Origin of the sequence: Dyadobacter sp. NIV53, from assembly GCF_019711195.1 — a bacterium.
GTDB lineage: Bacteria > Bacteroidota > Bacteroidia > Cytophagales > Spirosomataceae > Dyadobacter.
Window position 1 is genome coordinate 1,972,373 of sequence record NZ_CP081299.1, and the last position, 16,385, is coordinate 1,988,757.

The 16,385-nt window shown below is 42.7% G+C and carries 13 protein-coding genes and 1 pseudogene; 2 read left to right on the forward strand and 12 right to left on the reverse strand.

The window, feature by feature from the left end:
- Positions 1 to 113: 113 nt before the first annotated feature.
- The gene (locus tag KZC02_RS08060) at positions 114 to 3,671 is read left to right on the forward strand and encodes an Ig-like domain-containing protein (RefSeq protein WP_221393631.1); all 3,558 of its coding nucleotides are present in this window, start codon (positions 114 to 116) and stop codon (positions 3,669 to 3,671) included.
- Positions 3,566 to 3,874, forward strand: a complete 309-nt coding sequence (locus tag KZC02_RS08065) for a T9SS type A sorting domain-containing protein (protein WP_221393632.1) — start codon at positions 3,566 to 3,568, stop codon at positions 3,872 to 3,874. Before KZC02_RS08060 ends, KZC02_RS08065 begins: the two co-directional genes overlap by 106 nt.
- A 150-nt stretch (positions 3,875 to 4,024) precedes the next feature.
- Here the strand turns inward: KZC02_RS08065 and KZC02_RS08070 are convergent.
- The 12 genes and pseudogenes from KZC02_RS08070 to kdpB form a co-directional block, all read right to left on the reverse strand.
- A pseudogene (locus KZC02_RS08070) lies at positions 4,025 to 4,446 on the reverse strand (transposase); the annotation flags it as partial.
- Between the two features lie 285 nt (positions 4,447 to 4,731).
- Positions 4,732 to 5,163 carry a nuclear transport factor 2 family protein gene (locus KZC02_RS08075; RefSeq protein ID WP_221393633.1) on the reverse strand — a complete coding sequence of 144 codons (432 nt, stop codon included), beginning with the start codon at positions 5,161 to 5,163 and terminating at the stop codon, positions 4,732 to 4,734.
- A complete protein-coding gene (locus tag KZC02_RS08080; protein ID WP_221393634.1) occupies positions 5,156 to 6,016 on the reverse strand; it encodes an SDR family oxidoreductase in 861 nt (286 codons plus the stop codon). Before KZC02_RS08080 ends, KZC02_RS08075 begins: the two co-directional genes overlap by 8 nt.
- Before the next feature lie 270 nt (positions 6,017 to 6,286).
- Positions 6,287 to 6,880, reverse strand: coding sequence for a Crp/Fnr family transcriptional regulator (locus tag KZC02_RS08085; protein WP_221393635.1), 594 nt, complete (start codon positions 6,878 to 6,880; stop codon positions 6,287 to 6,289).
- 684 nt (positions 6,881 to 7,564) lie between these two features.
- Positions 7,565 to 7,930, reverse strand: a complete 366-nt coding sequence (locus KZC02_RS08090) for a hypothetical protein (protein ID WP_221393636.1) — start codon at positions 7,928 to 7,930, stop codon at positions 7,565 to 7,567.
- A 12-nt stretch (positions 7,931 to 7,942) separates the two neighbouring features.
- Positions 7,943 to 8,806, reverse strand: coding sequence for a hypothetical protein (locus KZC02_RS08095; RefSeq protein WP_221393637.1), 864 nt, complete (start codon positions 8,804 to 8,806; stop codon positions 7,943 to 7,945).
- 188 nt (positions 8,807 to 8,994) lie between these two features.
- Positions 8,995 to 10,725, reverse strand: a complete 1,731-nt coding sequence (locus KZC02_RS08100) for an ATP-binding protein (RefSeq protein WP_221393638.1) — start codon at positions 10,723 to 10,725, stop codon at positions 8,995 to 8,997.
- Positions 10,726 to 10,783: 58 nt separating this feature from the next.
- Positions 10,784 to 11,332, reverse strand: coding sequence for an MCP four helix bundle domain-containing protein (locus tag KZC02_RS08105; protein ID WP_221393639.1), 549 nt, complete (start codon positions 11,330 to 11,332; stop codon positions 10,784 to 10,786).
- The gene (locus KZC02_RS08110) at positions 11,332 to 12,462 is read right to left on the reverse strand and encodes a universal stress protein (RefSeq protein WP_221393640.1); all 1,131 of its coding nucleotides are present in this window, start codon (positions 12,460 to 12,462) and stop codon (positions 11,332 to 11,334) included. Before KZC02_RS08110 ends, KZC02_RS08105 begins: the two co-directional genes overlap by 1 nt.
- Positions 12,463 to 13,545 carry a porin gene (locus tag KZC02_RS08115; RefSeq protein ID WP_221393641.1) on the reverse strand — a complete coding sequence of 361 codons (1,083 nt, stop codon included), beginning with the start codon at positions 13,543 to 13,545 and terminating at the stop codon, positions 12,463 to 12,465.
- A gap of 86 nt (positions 13,546 to 13,631) precedes the next feature.
- Positions 13,632 to 14,192 (reverse strand): K(+)-transporting ATPase subunit C, encoded by a 561-nt coding sequence (locus KZC02_RS08120; protein WP_221393642.1) that lies wholly within the window; start codon positions 14,190 to 14,192, stop codon positions 13,632 to 13,634.
- Between the two features lie 56 nt (positions 14,193 to 14,248).
- Positions 14,249 to 16,291, reverse strand: a complete 2,043-nt coding sequence (gene kdpB, locus KZC02_RS08125; RefSeq protein ID WP_221393643.1) for a potassium-transporting ATPase subunit KdpB — start codon at positions 16,289 to 16,291, stop codon at positions 14,249 to 14,251.
- Positions 16,292 to 16,385 lie beyond the last annotated feature (94 nt).

Genomic DNA, 16,385 nt, shown 5'->3' on the forward strand with positions numbered 1-16,385 from the left:
TACTGATAATTAGTTTCTTAATCATTGGTCCTGGGCAAGCTTTAAATCTCGTTTCAGAAAACGCAAAACCTGCTCATAGAAGCGTAGTCTCCAAAATCAATTCAAATAACGTTTTGACAGGTGAACAAATAACGTGCTTTACCTTAATAAACTCAGCTACAAAAGCCAACATACAAACATTTACCAATGGCAACAGCCTTAATTTGGCTGCCTTGCCCACTAAAAATATTAACATCGGGGCAAATACCAGCCCTGGTACTGTCAAAACTGTCGTATTTGCCATAAGTGGGACGCAAAGCCGAACACAAACTGAATCACAGTGGTCCTACAATTTGTTGGGCGAAAGCCTGGCCTGGACCCCGCCGGTAGAAAGTTATAGCATAAAAGCTACCCCTTATCCGACGGCTAAAGGTGAAGGCACGGCTGGCCTAACCACAGCCATCCCGTTCCTTGTTGCAAATCCGCAAACAATCCAGGTAAACTTTCAGGATCCGGCTACAGTTCCGCCTATAGGCTGGGTGCGGGATTATGGCCAGGCTTTTGGCCTGCGGACCGGCACTTACCAGGGAACTAACCTCCGTTATGGCTGGAAAAAGCGTTCGGATGGCAGCTTGCTTAATATTGCGGTTGGTGGCAACACACCTGGCAACGGCAGAAACCGGAATTTGCCAGCCAATGTACTGCAATCCACTTTAATGCATATGCAATCTGATGACATTGCCGGTAATTTTAATGGAACCAAAGCAGAAGGCTACTGGGAAATAGAATTACCCAAGGGCATTTACGATGTGGATGTTTCAGTGGGTGACCCGGATATTTTTCCTTTCCCCGAAAAACATAGCCTGAATGTAGAAGGCGCTCAGGCAATTGATCAATTTATACCTACCGGATCTGTTAATTCTGCTACACGCTTTAAATCTGCTAAAGTAAGGGTAATGGTTTCTGATGGTAAGCTGACCATTAACGCGGATGGCGGAGTTAATACGAAAATTAATTATGCCCGCATTGTGCCGGTCGCCAATGCATCTTATGTATATTGGTCTGTAAATGAGCAGCAGCTAGCCATTGAGAAAGGCAGCTCCACCGCCAATAAAACCTTTTCTCTGGAACTTAGCAACTCTGACAGCAGAAATGTTCAATACAACTTATCGGCGATATACGAAGCCGGCGGTAGTGGTTGGCTAAGCTTTAATTCTACCCATAACGGCACAGAGCCAAATGTTACTTTTAATTATGCTGCTGCCGAAAAGTTGCCAGTAGGTACTTATAAAGCCAAGATTAGCGCAGGGGCTGCCGGTTACACCAGTGGGGCCTTTAGCATACAGGTAAAAGTAAGTGCCCCCCATCCTTACGTAGTTTCCTCTACACCTGCTGCTTCAGCTACCAATGTAAGCGTAAATACTTCCAGTATTGCCGCTAATAATCTTTATGTGCCGCAGGTGGCGGGATATAAAGGTGGCGTAGATAATAGCACTATTACAAGTAATACGGTAAAATTATTAAAAGTATCTGGCAGCACGACCACCCAGATTCAGGGAGTGGTGCAAGGCACCGGGGGCGGAGATGCGATCAGCTTCTCGCCTACTTTTGCACTGGAAGCCAATACGACTTATAAATTTATGGTAACTGAGGGTGTAAAATCGTATAGCCAGGCTACTTTTATTCCGTATACTGCCACTTTTACCACAGGTGCCGCCCTTGAGCCAACCGATCCTTTATCCGTTGAATTTAACAAGGTGGCCATTGTCGGAACTCAATATAAAAAATATGCCTCTTTGGTTATTGGTCCGGACGACAAGTTTTACGCCCTGCGTTTAGATGGTGTGATTGAAAGATTTACAATTAATCGCCCCAGTGGCATGCTTGGCAAAAAGGATTCAATTACCACACTGGTAAATAAATACGGAACCCGTGAAGCAATAGGACTGGTTTTCGATCCGGTCTCTACTGCCACCAGCCTTATAGCTTATGTTTCCCATTGCTCCTCCGGACTGACAAATGCGCCCGAATTTGATGGTAAAATCTCCAGACTGACGGGAGCGGGTCTGGCTACCGAGCAGTTACTGGTCACCAATCTGCCCCGCTCGAGTAAAGACCACCTGGTGAATAGTCTGGCATTTGGTCCTGATAAAGCTTTATATTTTGGTCAGGGAAGCAACAGTTCTATGGGGGCTTATGATGGTTCATGGCAGCGTGCTGAAAGTTTACTGTCTGCGGCAATAATCCGTTTGGATTTAACGAAATTAAATGGTACTACCCTTAATGCTAAAACAACGTCTGATCAGAGTTTAATCAATCAGGCTGCTGCAAACCAGTTGCGTCTCTCCGATAACACTTATAACCCATATGCTACGAATGCTCCGCTTAAAATTTATGCTTCCGGTATCAGAAACGCCTACGACCTGGTATGGCACACTAACGGGCAGTTATATGCTCCGGCCAATGGCTCTGCGGCTGGGGGTAACACGCCAGCTTCCGTAGCCGGAACCAGGAGGCCGGATGGTACTTTTTATAATGGTCCGTCAATTCCGGCTACAACGGGGGTACAGGTCCAAAAGGATTGGTTATTCCGTATCAAGTCAAATCGTTATTATGGCCACCCTAATCCTTTGCGAGGCGAATATATTGTTAACCGGGGTAATAAAGACAACGTTAAATACCCCACTACTGTGAGCGCTGATCAGAATTATCAGGGAGCAGCCTTTGACTTCGACTTAAACCGGTCGCCTAACGGCGCTATTGAATACAAGAGTAACACCTTTAACGGAGCGTTGAAAGGTAAATTACTGGTGTGCCGCTTTAGCGGCGGGGGCGATATAATTGTTTTGGAACCAGGGTCACTCGTAAAAGGCAGCAACGAAAGCCTTTACGACATTAAAAAATCCTATACCGGAGCCGGCACCAACGGTTTAGTGGGTATGTCTGGTTTTATTAATCCGCTGGATGTGGTCGAAGATGTGAAAACAGGAAACTTGTATGTGATTGAGCTTAACTGGAATAATATACCCGATAGAACTTCCCAGATTACTTTATTACAGGTGAGCAGTTTATCTGATGAAGAAGGGTTTGCCAGCGCTTTTCCCGCGAAAATCTCTGCTGTAGAAGTAGTAGGAGTCACCACCACGGATACTTCTCCGGCCAATACTGTTTCCACAGCTAACTTTGGCGCCATTTCTTCTCAATCCTCTGGCTCGGGTAAAGATGATGATGATGAGGACAAACGTGATTTCTCCAAAGTAGCGCTGCATTCAGTTACGATCTCCAATACCGGCCGGGGTAAACTGAAATTAAAAAAACTGGCTATTACCGGTGCAAATGCAGGTGAATTTAAAATGTTGGGTCAGCCAGATGTTAACCCAAATAAGCCCATAAAAATCCGCAAGAACAGTTCAGTTACCTTTAACATTGCTTTTTATCCTAATTCCGCAGGAGAGAAACAGGCAAAACTGGAGGCTGTCGGCAAAAAAAGAAACAGGATCAGGTTATTTCCGTCGAGTTATCTGGCTTCGGGATTTCGTACGAAGCTGATTCTTCAGCTACCAGTGCCTCCCAGGCAAATTCACGAATGCAGGTTACCGCCCAGACCGCCAGTCAGGAAACGGCCAATGCGCCTGTTCTTAAGATTTATCCTAATCCAATCAGGAATGGGGAAAAAATATATATTGACCTGACTAACTTTGCAAAACAGGAACCGGTAACCATTACCATGTACGATCGCAACGGGCAGCTATATCAGGCGAAAACAGTTAACACCGATGCGAAAGGAGGCATTTCTGTGGAGATGTCTGTCAATAAGGCGATGACGCCTGGTTTGTACATTATTAAAGCGCAGACCGCCTCTGGGGTAAAGCAGTCTAAAATTATTATGGAGTAGTTCGCTCAATGGCTGCATAGTATAAATGGAATGCCTCATAACCAAAATGAGACATTCCATTTATATTTCTAAACTAGAAAAAACCTGGTTTGAACTTGTACAATAAAATCTCAGCCACCTGAATTTGTAAGCTGGACGAAGGATTCCGTCCTAAGCAGCCTTTTTCCTAATATTTTGTGCTATTGCCAGTAATCCAAACTCTATTTCGACTTTTTCTTTGCTTCTAAGCATAAAGCGTTTAAATCCGTGATTGGTTTTGATATTTACAAAAACGGGTTCAACATCAAAACATCTTTTCTTTCGCCTCTCAATCCCCTCCGGACTATTGAGCAGTTTATGGGCTTTTTTCTTCTGTCGCTCCAATTCCACATTCACCTGGATGATCCTGTTCCCTTTGGAGCACTTTTAAAGCTTTCTTCGTGCTGGGCAATGTGATCGGTTAATGTAGTCGTACCAGTTGGGTTTTGGTGTATGGTGTAATTTACGATGTACTGATTTGAACTGGATATTTGAACATTATATGCCGGTTTTAACTGTCCGTTCCGCATGTGATCTTCCTTCAACCTCATAAATCCGGGCCGCCGGTTACAATTTACTTCATACTCCGCAAAAACCTGATTGGGTGTGTCTATATGGTAAACGATATGGATGAATTCCCAATTTGGAGACGTTAGAAGCATGCCCGAAGCCATTTTCTCAATATTTTCAGGTCCTATAGTTTGCCATTTTTTTGCGAGAAATGCTAGGTAGGGTAATTCTATCGCTCCATCTTCCGCAAACAAGCCTGAAATATATTTGGGATTTTGAAAATTTTCCAGATATTCTTTAAGCAGTGTTTTGGCGTCTTTCATGTTTGGTTAAATTAGGGTTTTAATTCCATCCGGCAAAAAAGCTTTTGCCGCCACAACCGTATTTAAAAATTCTTTAAATAATTTTATCTTACCATTTTCAGTTATAAAAATACCAATTAGATGCTGTTTGTAGGGTTGGCCGTTATCCAATATAAAATCTGTTTCATATTCGACAACTGCTGTTGTTTCATTTCCCAAAACAATGCGGATATTGATGAAATGAAATTTTGATGCACCTGAAAAAACACCTCTGCTATACTCTGCTATCTCATCCGGTCCTTGTTTCCTAATATCTATACCAAGCGATTTAGCATAAGGTATTTCAAAAACCCCATCGTACGCAAAGAATGATGCCAGTATTTTAACGTCCTCAGTGCCTGCACCTTTCAAATACTGAGTGGCGATTTGGCCAGCACTTTTAATTATATTTTCAGGCATAAGTTTGTTTTAAAAAGGTGGCTACTGAATGAGGTTTTCTGCCTAAAATATTTTCAAGCTCAGGATGTACTTCTTCAAACACATTATTCTTTATGCCATCTGTCCATACCGCAAAAAAGGCAGCGTGTGCTTCCGGTAACCCACTTTCTACTCGTTCCTGGATGAATTGTTCGGGTGTAATATCTTTATAGGTGATGGTGTTGCCTGTTGCTTCAGAAAGGATGGCGGCAATATTACCGTACGAAAGTGATTCAGAACCGGTAAGAGTTATATGCATGCCTTCGTACTTATCAGAATGAAGTATGATTTTTGCATTTGCCTCTCCTAAATCTTCCCTGTCTGCATAGGCAGATTTACCCTCGCCACCTGGCATCCTTAATTCATTATCTGGAAAAGTGCTGCCAATAAAATAAGGAATGTACTCTGTGTAGGACGGATTATATACAATTGTGTACTTAAGACCCGATGCTTTTATGGCAGAAATGGTTTTTTCATCAGGCTCTGTAGAATAAGCAAGTTTATAGTCACTATTTGGAACCTGCATCGCTGTAAAAACGATGTGCTTTATCCCAGCTTCTTTCGCGGCATCAATCGCATTTTGGTGATGCTCTATTCTATTTACTGCATCCGGCGAAGAAATCAGAAAAAGTTTCTCAGCACTTTTAAATGCGGCCAATAATGAAGAATAGTCAGAATATTCTCCTGATTTAGTAGCTACACCTTTATCTGCTAAATTGGATATTTTCTCTACGTTTCTGCCGAAAGCGACTATTTGGCTTGGCTCAATTTCTGTGAGCAGATATTTGATGGTATTTTGCCCTAATACGCCTGTGGCACCTGTAACTACTATCATTTTATAAAGATCAAATTTTCATGTCAAAATTGACAATGCAAAATTCCCGTAGTTTCATTCATAAACCAATGAAGTATTTCACCAAATCTATGTGAATTAATTCACATCGCGGACCCTGTTTATGGGTATCGATAGTTTTGATTTGCATTAGAACCCTAACATATGGGCAAATCTAATAAAGTTGGGTTAACCTTATTAGTTCTCACAGCACAGGATGGCTGATAAGTTATGTAAAAAGGAAGAAAATGGATTTGCACTGCAAATGCGAAATCACGCATCATTTTTGTGTGCTTTGTTGTTCCTGATTTTAGAAAGAAATTCTCTTGTCATTCCTAAATAAGATGCGATGATGTACAAAGGAAAACGCTGTAAAAACTGTGGATACCTTTCAGCAAACTGGTAGTATCGCTGTTCGGCAGATTGGCTTATGTTGGAAAGAATCTGCTTCTGCATATTTGCTGCAATCTGATGTCCTCTGACCAATAGATAATTTTGAAACTTTGGCAGGTTTTTTAATAATAACTGTTCGCCTTCATAGCTCAATTGAATCAACACACAATCTTCCATTGCCTCGGTGAACAAAGTACCGGGTTCTTGTAATATGAAACTTCCAAGGTCGCAAATATACCAATCTTCTATTGCAAGAGAGATAGTATGCTCTTGCCCATCATCGCCTATTACATAGGCCCGCATTGCACCTTTTACTATATAATTTCTGTAATTTGAAACAAAGCCGGGCTGTTCAACAAATTGTTTTTTCTTAACTTTAATAATGCGTAATTGGGAGATAAAAAATCCCTTTTCTTCCTCTGTAAAATCTATATATCGTGATACATTTTTAATTATCGATGCAAAATCTTCCATAATAAGATAGAAATATTGATAGTGTCTTTAAAACGTTAATGTTAAAAAAGAAGTAATTGATAAAAAGGCCGTGCGAAGCCATTGCAAACTTGCTTGGTTTCTAGCGTGACGATTGAGAGCACTCTTTTTAACTCCGTACATCAGATCCGCCATCGTGATCTCGGATAGACAACAGAAACTTATGCCAACAGAATCTATCCAGCGTTCCAAACTATCATGACCTTTAAGTGAATGCAAATATTAGTAACAAATAGACAGGTCATAATTTAATGTGGCTCGGCTGGTCGTTACGGCTTTGATAAATCATAGCCTCTGGTTCTTCTGCGGTTTCATCCCCTTGCTAGCTACCAATAAATTTCCGCAACGCTGCTTCCTGATCTATTTCGTTTGGCTCGCCCTCCGTGGGATTCTTTTCTGGAAAGGCCTAGACGTTGTATTAATCCCTTAAGCAAAGCTAAATCATAGCCGCTTGTGTTTCGATAGTAATCGTACTAGTTATAAATACACCCGCTTTCGCTAAACTAAAACCCTGGTCATTCGACCAGGGTTCCAATTTATTGTACTTCTATGTCGTTCTGAACTTCGAACAGGTGTTGATATTCCCGCACCTGCTTGTTATTACGAGTATAAGTTAATTGGTTGAGTAAGAACATCATTTTCAGTTTATGGTCAGAAAAGCGTCTTTCATCCTGCTGCTATGCAAACTGTGCTGACAATCGTACAGGCAAAAACCACTGAAATACACAGATTAATTATGGAAACAATTTGTGCTTTATGAAATCCGGAACTATATCGGAAAGGTGTCAGCTCTATAAAAACGGTAATCAGGGAAAAAATCAGGTAAGTAGTGACCATCAGACGAATATCTCCCCAAATCAGACTTTTATGAATTACTACTGTATCCATTCCGGCAAGGCCCTTAGTCACTTGCAGCACATCGGGTTGTAAGTGAAGCATGTACCAGGTATAAAAAATCGTCATTAAAATCACCATTAAAGAAAGCAGGTTGAGGATCTTGAGGTATGCAAGGTGTCTCTTGTAAATTTTCATGGCTGATCAGGATCAATAGTGATGTTCTGTTTCACATTCATTTTCTTCTTCCTGTGGCTCTTCCTGTTCCGGAACACATAGCATAGCTGTACAAAAACAGTTTTTACAATCTTTGCTTAGCAGTGTCTGGTAGTTTACACAGCTCTTACAGCCCTGCCAGAACTGCTTTTCCCTGGTAATTTCACCGTAGGTTACCGGCTCAAACCCTAATCTGGTATTCATTTTCATCACAGCGGCACCTGTGGTAATACTGAATATTTTCGCATTCGGATAGAGTGTTCTTGATAATTCAAAGATGTGCTGCTTGACCGCTTTGGCCACCCCGCATTGCCGGTAAGCAGGTGCCACGATCAGACCCGAATTGGACACAAATTCATTGTTTTCATAGGTTTCAATGTACGAGAAGCCTGCCCATTTGTTATCAGGTGTTACAGCAATAATCGCTTTACCTTCCAGCATTTTACGAATTACGGACAAGGGGCTTCGTTTTGAAATCCCACAACCGCGGTTTATGGCAGAACTTTGCATTTCACCGGTGATCTGTTTGGCGAAAATCCAGTCTTCCCTATTTGCTAAACGAAGCGTTATATCGTCAATACTTATATTAAGCATTGAGAGTGCCGGTTCTTTTGACAATTCCGGCTTTTCAATTTTATGAAGAAAAATAGTATAGAAATCGTCAGGCATAAAAAACTTCAGCCTTTTTCTTTCAGTTTCATCCCTTTTGGCAAAAAGAGAAAATGAATAAATAAAGCTTTTTTCAATGGCTGTTTTGATGATGGCATCTCCCTGGCTTAGCAATGTTTTGGCCAGGGCAAAGCATTTACGGGATAAATTCAGGTTGTAGTCTAAAACGGCTTCTAACTGAGAAATCATGGTTTAAATATTTTTTTATCTGAACGGATATATGCCAAACCTGTTCCCAAACTGCACCTTTCGAAAGATAAAATTATAACCAGCTGACTATGTGATAATTAAACAGATAAAATTTTTTTTAGGGATTACCCTACTACAAAAATCGCCTATCAAATTGATAGGCGTTATCATTATGGAAGGTGGTAAGATTATGATTTTGCGAGCTCAAAAAAGAAAGTACTTCCCATACCAATCTCACTGTTGACTCCAATGTGCCCACCCTGGGCTTCAATAAATTCCTTGCTGATTGCCAGTCCAAGTCCGGTACCACTTTTTGCGCTTCCAGGTACCTGAAAATACCGGTTAAAGATCTTGGCCCGGTACCGGCTGTCAATTCCCTGGCCATCGTCTTTTACAGAAAACTGCACCCCGTTTTCATGTTGTTTTATCCGGATTTGGATCTGTCCTGACGGCTGTGAATACCGGATTGCATTGGTGAGAAAATTAATGAGAACCCAGGCTGTTTTTTCCGTATCTGCTTTCACGTCCGGAAGATCCTCTGCTTTATCGATATAGAGCCCGATCTGTTTTTGTTCGGCCTGGACTTTCACCGCTTCCAGTGCATATTCAAGGATCTGCTCAGGTCTCGACAGTTGAATATTGAGCTGGATATTGCCTGTTTCCACTTGTGACATATTAAGCAGTTCGCCCGTTATTTTCAAAAGGCGGTCGCTGTCTTCCCTGATGCTTTCAATCAGCTGCTGCTGCTCTGTGTTGATATGCCCCGTATTCTGGTTTTCCAGCAGCAGAAGACTCATTTTGATCGACGATATCGGTGTTTTAAGCTCATGGGAAACCGTGGCAATAAAATTGGTTTTAGCAAAATCCAGTTCTTTGAACGGCGTAATATTTTTAAGTATGATCACATGGCCGATCAGTCTTTGTTCCCGCTCTCCGGTCGGCTTAATGGTGATACTGACTACTTCTTTCTCAAAATAACTTTCCTTGTTGTCGGCATAAATTTTAAGCGGGACTGGCGGCAAGCTGTCTGCTTTTTCAGTTTGGGCCAGATCATTGACCAGGGAACGCAGCAAATCATTATTCAAGGCAACTTCTGCAGCAGACTTGCCGATGATTTCGTCAGGTCCGAGCCCGGAAATTTTTAGCGCCTCGTTGTTAATAAAAAGGACAATCTTGTTTTCATCCAGGCCAATCACGGGCTCGTGCATGTTGTTGATCAGTGTTTCCGTCCGCATTTTCTCAACGAGTATTTTGGAAAGATTGCTGCTGTTGTATTCCTCTAACTTTTCGGCCATGGTATTAAAGGAATTGGCAAGTTCTCCAAACTCATTTTTGCCGCGGTAATAAACCCGCTGCGAATAGTTTTTGGCTGCAATTTCCCTGATGCTGTCGGTAAGCTCCCTGACTGGATTGGCGATGTTGCCCGGCAGATTGACAAACAGTGTCATTCCTAACAGAAAACAAAGAGTACTGGCTATCACGATCCACTGGTTCGCTGTTTCAGCAGTGTTTTCTGCAATACGACTTTTACGCTGGATGGCCGTCATATTCAGCTCCATGATCCGGGAAATATCCTTAATAATTATCAGGTGCAGGTTTACATCCTTGGGATTTTCTTTTAGCCGGGCCAGTTGCCTGCTGATCTGCCCGGTCGCCTCGCCTTCACCGGGCTCTGTAATATTCTTTTTTTGCAGGTCCAAATTCTTTTCAAAATCATCAAAACCTGACTGTTTTTGTCGTATAACATCCAGGGCGGCAATCATGTTTTTACAATATTGCAGTGTGTTATAATTATCGGTCAGAATGTTTTTGGTGTCATTCCTGAGTGCATTGATACTGCTGACCCCCACCGCTGAAAGTATCAGGATCATCAGAAATAAAAGGCCAATGCCCAGTCTTAGTTTGGTTTTAATTTTCATCAGGATAGAATTACCAGAAATTGGAATTTCAGAAACAAAAAGTTTTGCAAGAAGCTGGTTAAATACGTTTAATGCTGGAAGGATCCCGGACAGGTTCAGGTACAATATTACCCGGCAAGTTGATAAACAATGTCATTCCCAAAAGAAGGCATAGCGTACTGGCAATTACGATCCACTGGTTGGCTTTTTCTGCGGTACTTCTTGCAATATCACTTTTGTGCTTAATCGCAGCCATATTCAGCTCCATAATCTTTGAAATGTCTTTCCGGATTAAAAGATGCTGATTTATATCATGCTGATTTATTTTTAAAGCAGGCACCAGGCTGCTGATATGTTCAGTAGCCAGTCCTTCACCAGGCTCTGTAATATTCTTTTTTTGCAGGTCCAGGTTCTTTTCTAAATCATCAAAACCGCTTTGTTTTTGCTGTATAGCATCCAAAGCAGCAATCATGTTTTTGCAGTATTCGAGTGTATTATAGTTGTCAGCCAGAATATTTTCGGTATCACTGCTGAGTGCATTCATATTACAGACACCCACCGCTGAAAGCACCAGGATCATGATAAATAAAAGGCCGATGCCGAGTCTTAGTTTGGTTTTAATTTTCATCAGGATAGGATGACTAAGTCAATTTCAGAAATAGAAAGTTTTTTAAGCAATTGGTTAAATACGTTGGTAGCAAGTATGACCCTGAACAAGTTCATGTGCGGCTTTCCAATGCAAATTGTAGTAATATGCCTTTGCTCTGCCACCTCCATTATCACCTTTGAAACATGCGGGCTTTCTACCCGGATGATCTCACCACCCAGTTCAGTCGCCAGCTTGAAGTTATTGATCAGATGCCGCTGTTTGTCCAGGGCAATTTTATCTTTGTTCTCGCTGGGTGTCTGCACATACAAAAGGATCCAGGGACTGTTATAGTAACTGGCCAGACGTGCTGTTTTACGGATCACATTTTTAGCCGTTACTGCATTACTGCTGATGCAGGCCATAAACCGGTTAGGTTTCAAAGCCGTAAGCCCACGCGACGATATCTGGGTTTCCACCTTCCGCACCACCTGGCTGGCCACTTCTTTTAGAGCCAGTTCGCGCAGCTGCAGTATATTATTGGATGTAAAAAAATTGCCAAGTGCGGTCGGTACTTTTTCCGGCGCATAAATTTTGCCATCTTTCAGACGGGTGATCAGCTCGTCTGCTGTCAGGTCAATATTTACTACTTCGTCAGCAGCTGCCAGTACACTGTCCGGTATCCGCTCCTTGACTTCAACACCGGTGATATCCTTTACTTCTTCATTCAGACTTTCAATATGCTGGATATTTACAGCGCTGATCACATTGATACCTGCATCCAGGATTTCCATTACATCCTGCCAGCGTTTGTCATTTTTGCTTCCTTCAATGTTGGTGTGCGCCAGTTCGTCAATAATGACAATTTCAGGCCGTAAACTGATCACGGCCTGAATATCAAGTTCTTCCAACTCCTTTCCTTTGTAAAACAGTTTCCTGCGGGGTATCACCGGCAGGCCTTCCAGCAGATCGTGCGTTTCCTTTCTGTTATGGGTCTCAATGTAGCCGATCTTGACATCAATACCATTCCGCATCAGTGTATGCGCTTCCTGCAGCATCCGGTAAGTTTTGCCCACACCAGCGCTCATACCGATGTAGATTTTAAACTTGCCCCTGCGGGACTGCTGGATCAGATCCAGAAAATGTTTTACGTGGTTTTCCTTTTCAGTCATCTAAAATGATAATGCAATGGATGTGGTTAAAAAGTAATTCTGGCTTTTGGCCGAATCGTCATGGGTGAAAATTGCGTCTTTACTGTGGAAGCCTTTTGCTTCAACACGCCAAACGACATTCTCTACGGGCAGGTAATCAAAATTCAGCGAGTATCCAAACGTTTTAAAACCGTTAGGCGTACCCGTGCTGATGACTACACCGCTTTTATCTGCATAATATTCTCCTCTTGCTGCAATACGGATTTTTTCAGTTGGTGCAAAACTGGCAATCAGCACAGGTGTATACCAGGTATTGCTACCGCTGCTGCCTTCGGCTTTCTTTTCAGATCCAAAATCAAATCCGGCTGTCAGGCCAAATTTTTGCGTTAACTGGAATATGCCATAGACATTATGAAAATAACGCATTTGTTTTAAACTATCCGGTTTGTCGTTACCGATAAATGTGCTGTAATTTAAGGTTGTTGTGCCAGTTGGTTTATAGGTAATCTGCGTACCAAAACCAGGAGTTGAATTGCCATCCACTCTCTGGATTCTTTGCCAGCCATTCAGATACATGGCTGAAAGATATAGCTTCTCGTCTTTGCTTGTAAAGCCCAGTTTGACGCCCGATTCAAAGTAAGGTGAATTCTCTGCCAAAAGGCTCCGGCTTAATGTCCAGTTGTCTTTTCCAATGGCACTTTCAAAACCAATATGCGAAGGCATGATCCCGGCATCAAGCCAAATATTGGTTTTTTGTGAGAGTTTCACACCGATATTAGCTTCATAAATATTCTTTAAAACACCAGGCTCTGCACTGTAATTGGCATTCATGTAGGTTCCTGCTGCAAGAGACACGTTAGCCCTGACGCGGTCTGCGGAATAATTGGCCCTGATAAAAGCCAGGTTCAGATTCACTTCATTTGCCCGGTTGAAATTGTACAAAAAACCAGGTATTGTATTGCTTCCGGGCCGGTTAAAATCATGGTTATAATACGCTTCTACATAACCGCTGATGGCCAATGGATTTTTTGTTTGTGTTGAGTCCTGTGCAAATGTGGGTTGCAGAACTGCAAAACCTAACGCACTTAAAAGAAAATTTTTCATTCGTACTGTACTGGAAAATAAAATGTAACGACGCTGTTAAAGTCGCCGGCCACCGCGTCGTTACAGGTGATGGCCGGTCTCTTTCTTTATTTCAACTCGTCAAGGGCAATATTGAGTTTTAATACATTGATTTTCTCCGGCCCGAACATACCCAGCAGTGGCCCTTCGGTGTTTTTCGCGATCAGTTGTTCAACTGTTTGCGGAGACACTTTCCGGATTGAGGCAATTCTTTTTACTTGTACCAAAGCTGATTTAGAAGTAATGTCCGGATCAAGCCCGCTGCCACTGGCAGTAACGAGCTCAACTGGAATATCCTTTTTCTCAACACCGGGGTTATGCAGCAAAAAGGTATCGATCCTTGCCTGAACTGTCGCCAGATAATCCGGGTTGGATGGCCCTTTGTTACTGCCACCGCTACCGGCCGAATTATAACCAACTGCAGACGGACGGGAATAGAAATATTTGTCCTGGGTAAAGGTCTGGCCGATATTGGTATAATACTTTTTATCACCGACTGTTACCACATCGCCCTTACCTCCGTTTGGAGCAAGCTGGGCCACTCCCCAGATGATGGCCGTGTAAACCCCTGCAAAGAAAACAAGGGTAATGATCGTTAATTTAATTGCGGGAAAGATGTTCGTTTTCATTGCTTTTGACTTTCGTCCTATTTGTATTTAAAATGAATGCGGTTAAGAAAATGGGCCTATATCCAGAAACTGACCACGATGTCTATGATTTTGATCCCGATAAAAGGAACGATTACTCCGCCCAGACCATAAATAAAAAGGTTTCTTCTCAGCAGTGCACTCGCACCGATCGGTTTGTAGGTAACTCCTTTCAAGGCAAGCGGTATCAGGATCGGGATGATGATCGCATTAAAGATCACAGCAGACAGGATCGCACTTTCCGGGCTGTTCAGATTCATGATATTCAAGCCTTTCAAAGCAGGGATTGATGCGATAAACAGGGCTGGAATAATGGCAAAGTACTTGGCCACGTCATTGGCAATTGAGAAAGTTGTCAGTGTTCCGCGTGTCATCAAAAGCTGTTTGCCGATCTCCACAATTTCAATCAGTTTGGTCGGATCATTATCCAGATCCACCATGTTACCGGCTTCTTTGGCTGCCTGCGTTCCGCTGTTCATGGCTACGCCAACGTCAGCTTGTGCCAAAGCAGGTGCGTCATTGGTACCATCCCCCATCATCGCCACCAGCTTACCGCTTTCCTGTTCACGTTTGATGTAGTTCATTTTATCTTCCGGTTTGGCTTCGGCAATAAAATCATCAACGCCAGCTTTTTCAGCGATAAACTTAGCTGTCAATGGATTGTCCCCGGTTACCATCACCGTTTTTACACCCATCTTGCGTAGACGTTCGAAACGTTCACTGATACCCGTTTTGATAATATCCTGCAATTCGATCACACCCAGGACTTTTTCATTTTCCGAAACCACCAGCGGTGTTCCTCCATTGCTGGATATATCCTTTACTGATTGCTCAATATCTGACGGGAATTTATTGCCCGCATCGACTGCCAGGTTTTTGATCGAATCGAAAGCACCTTTACGTATACGGGTCTGGTCGAAATCAACGCCCGAGCTTCTGGTCTCAGCGGTAAATTTTATAAATACCGGGTTATTAAGATTATTGTAGCTTGACGGGTTCAGGTTTGCCAGTTCCAGGATTGATTTACCTTCCGGTGTTTCATCTGCAATCGAGCTTAAAACCGCGCATTTAATAAAGTGGTTATCCGTCACTCCTTTGGCAGCATAAAAATGGGTTGCCTTTCTGTTACCGATCGTAATTGTGCCCGTTTTATCCAAAAGAAGCACATCTATATCACCTGCCGTTTCAACCGCTTTCCCTGATTTGGTAATCACGTTCGCACGCAGCGCCCTGTCCATGCCCGCAATCCCGATCGCAGACAGCAGACCGCCAATGGTAGTCGGGATCAGACAAACAAAAAGGGAAATAAAAGCAGCAATGGTAATAGGCGTATTGGCAAAGTCTGCAAAGGGTTTAAGCGTTATACAAACGATGATAAAGACCAGCGTAAAACCTGCCAAAAGGATCGTAAGGGCAATTTCATTGGGTGTTTTCTGGCGGCTTGCCCCTTCTACCAATGCGATCATTTTATCCAGAAAACTCTCGCCCGGTGCTGTTGTCACCATGACTTTGATCCGGTCTGACAGCACCTTGGTTCCGCCAGTCACACTGCTTTTGTCTCCACCTGCTTCACGTATGACCGGGGCAGATTCACCTGTGATTGCACTTTCATCAATGGTCGCAAGCCCTTCGATGATCTCGCCGTCCGTTGGGATATTATCTCCCGCTTCACAAATAAAAATATCCCCTTTTTTCATCGAGGCTGACATCACACTTTTTGTTTCTACACTGAAACCCTGTTTGTTGTCGATCACCAGTTTGGCAGGAGTTTCTTCCCTGGTTTTGCGAAGACTGTCTGCCTGGGCTTTTCCCCTTGCCTCTGCAATGCCTTCCGCAAAATTGGCAAAAAGCAAAGTCAGCAAAAGCACAAGAAAAACGACAAAGTTATAAGCGAAACTGCCCTGTGATTTTTCTCCGGTAAGCACCCATAAGCTTACGATCAGCATGACGAACGTTCCAATCTCCACGGTGAACATCACCGGGTTACGAAACATGATTTTGGGGTTCAATTTGATAAATGACTGCTTTAAAGCCTCATTGACCAGTTCCTTTTGAAATAAGGAAGCATTTTGATTTTTCATTGTTTTGGTATTATCTATTGGCTGTTAGCTGCGGTCCGTCGTACGGTCATCTGCTGACTGCCGTTTATATGAAATATTGTGACACAGATTCCTT

Coding starts and splice junctions, on each gene's coding strand:
- KZC02_RS08065 (WP_221393632.1), top strand. CDS start 3,566: ATGCAGGTTACCGCCCAGACCGCCAGTCAGGAAACGGCCAATGCGCCT.
- KZC02_RS08075 (WP_221393633.1), bottom strand. CDS start 5,163: ATGCCTGAAAATATAATTAAAAGTGCTGGCCAAATCGCCACTCAGTAT.
- KZC02_RS08080 (WP_221393634.1), bottom strand. CDS start 6,016: ATGATAGTAGTTACAGGTGCCACAGGCGTATTAGGGCAAAATACCATC.
- KZC02_RS08085 (WP_221393635.1), bottom strand. CDS start 6,880: ATGGAAGATTTTGCATCGATAATTAAAAATGTATCACGATATATAGAT.
- KZC02_RS08090 (WP_221393636.1), bottom strand. CDS start 7,930: ATGAAAATTTACAAGAGACACCTTGCATACCTCAAGATCCTCAACCTG.
- KZC02_RS08095 (WP_221393637.1), bottom strand. CDS start 8,806: ATGATTTCTCAGTTAGAAGCCGTTTTAGACTACAACCTGAATTTATCC.
- KZC02_RS08100 (WP_221393638.1), bottom strand. CDS start 10,725: ATGAAAATTAAAACCAAACTAAGACTGGGCATTGGCCTTTTATTTCTG.
- KZC02_RS08105 (WP_221393639.1), bottom strand. CDS start 11,332: ATGAAAATTAAAACCAAACTAAGACTCGGCATCGGCCTTTTATTTATC.
- KZC02_RS08110 (WP_221393640.1), bottom strand. CDS start 12,462: ATGACTGAAAAGGAAAACCACGTAAAACATTTTCTGGATCTGATCCAG.
- KZC02_RS08115 (WP_221393641.1), bottom strand. CDS start 13,545: ATGAAAAATTTTCTTTTAAGTGCGTTAGGTTTTGCAGTTCTGCAACCC.
- KZC02_RS08120 (WP_221393642.1), bottom strand. CDS start 14,192: ATGAAAACGAACATCTTTCCCGCAATTAAATTAACGATCATTACCCTT.
- kdpB (WP_221393643.1), bottom strand. CDS start 16,291: ATGAAAAATCAAAATGCTTCCTTATTTCAAAAGGAACTGGTCAATGAG.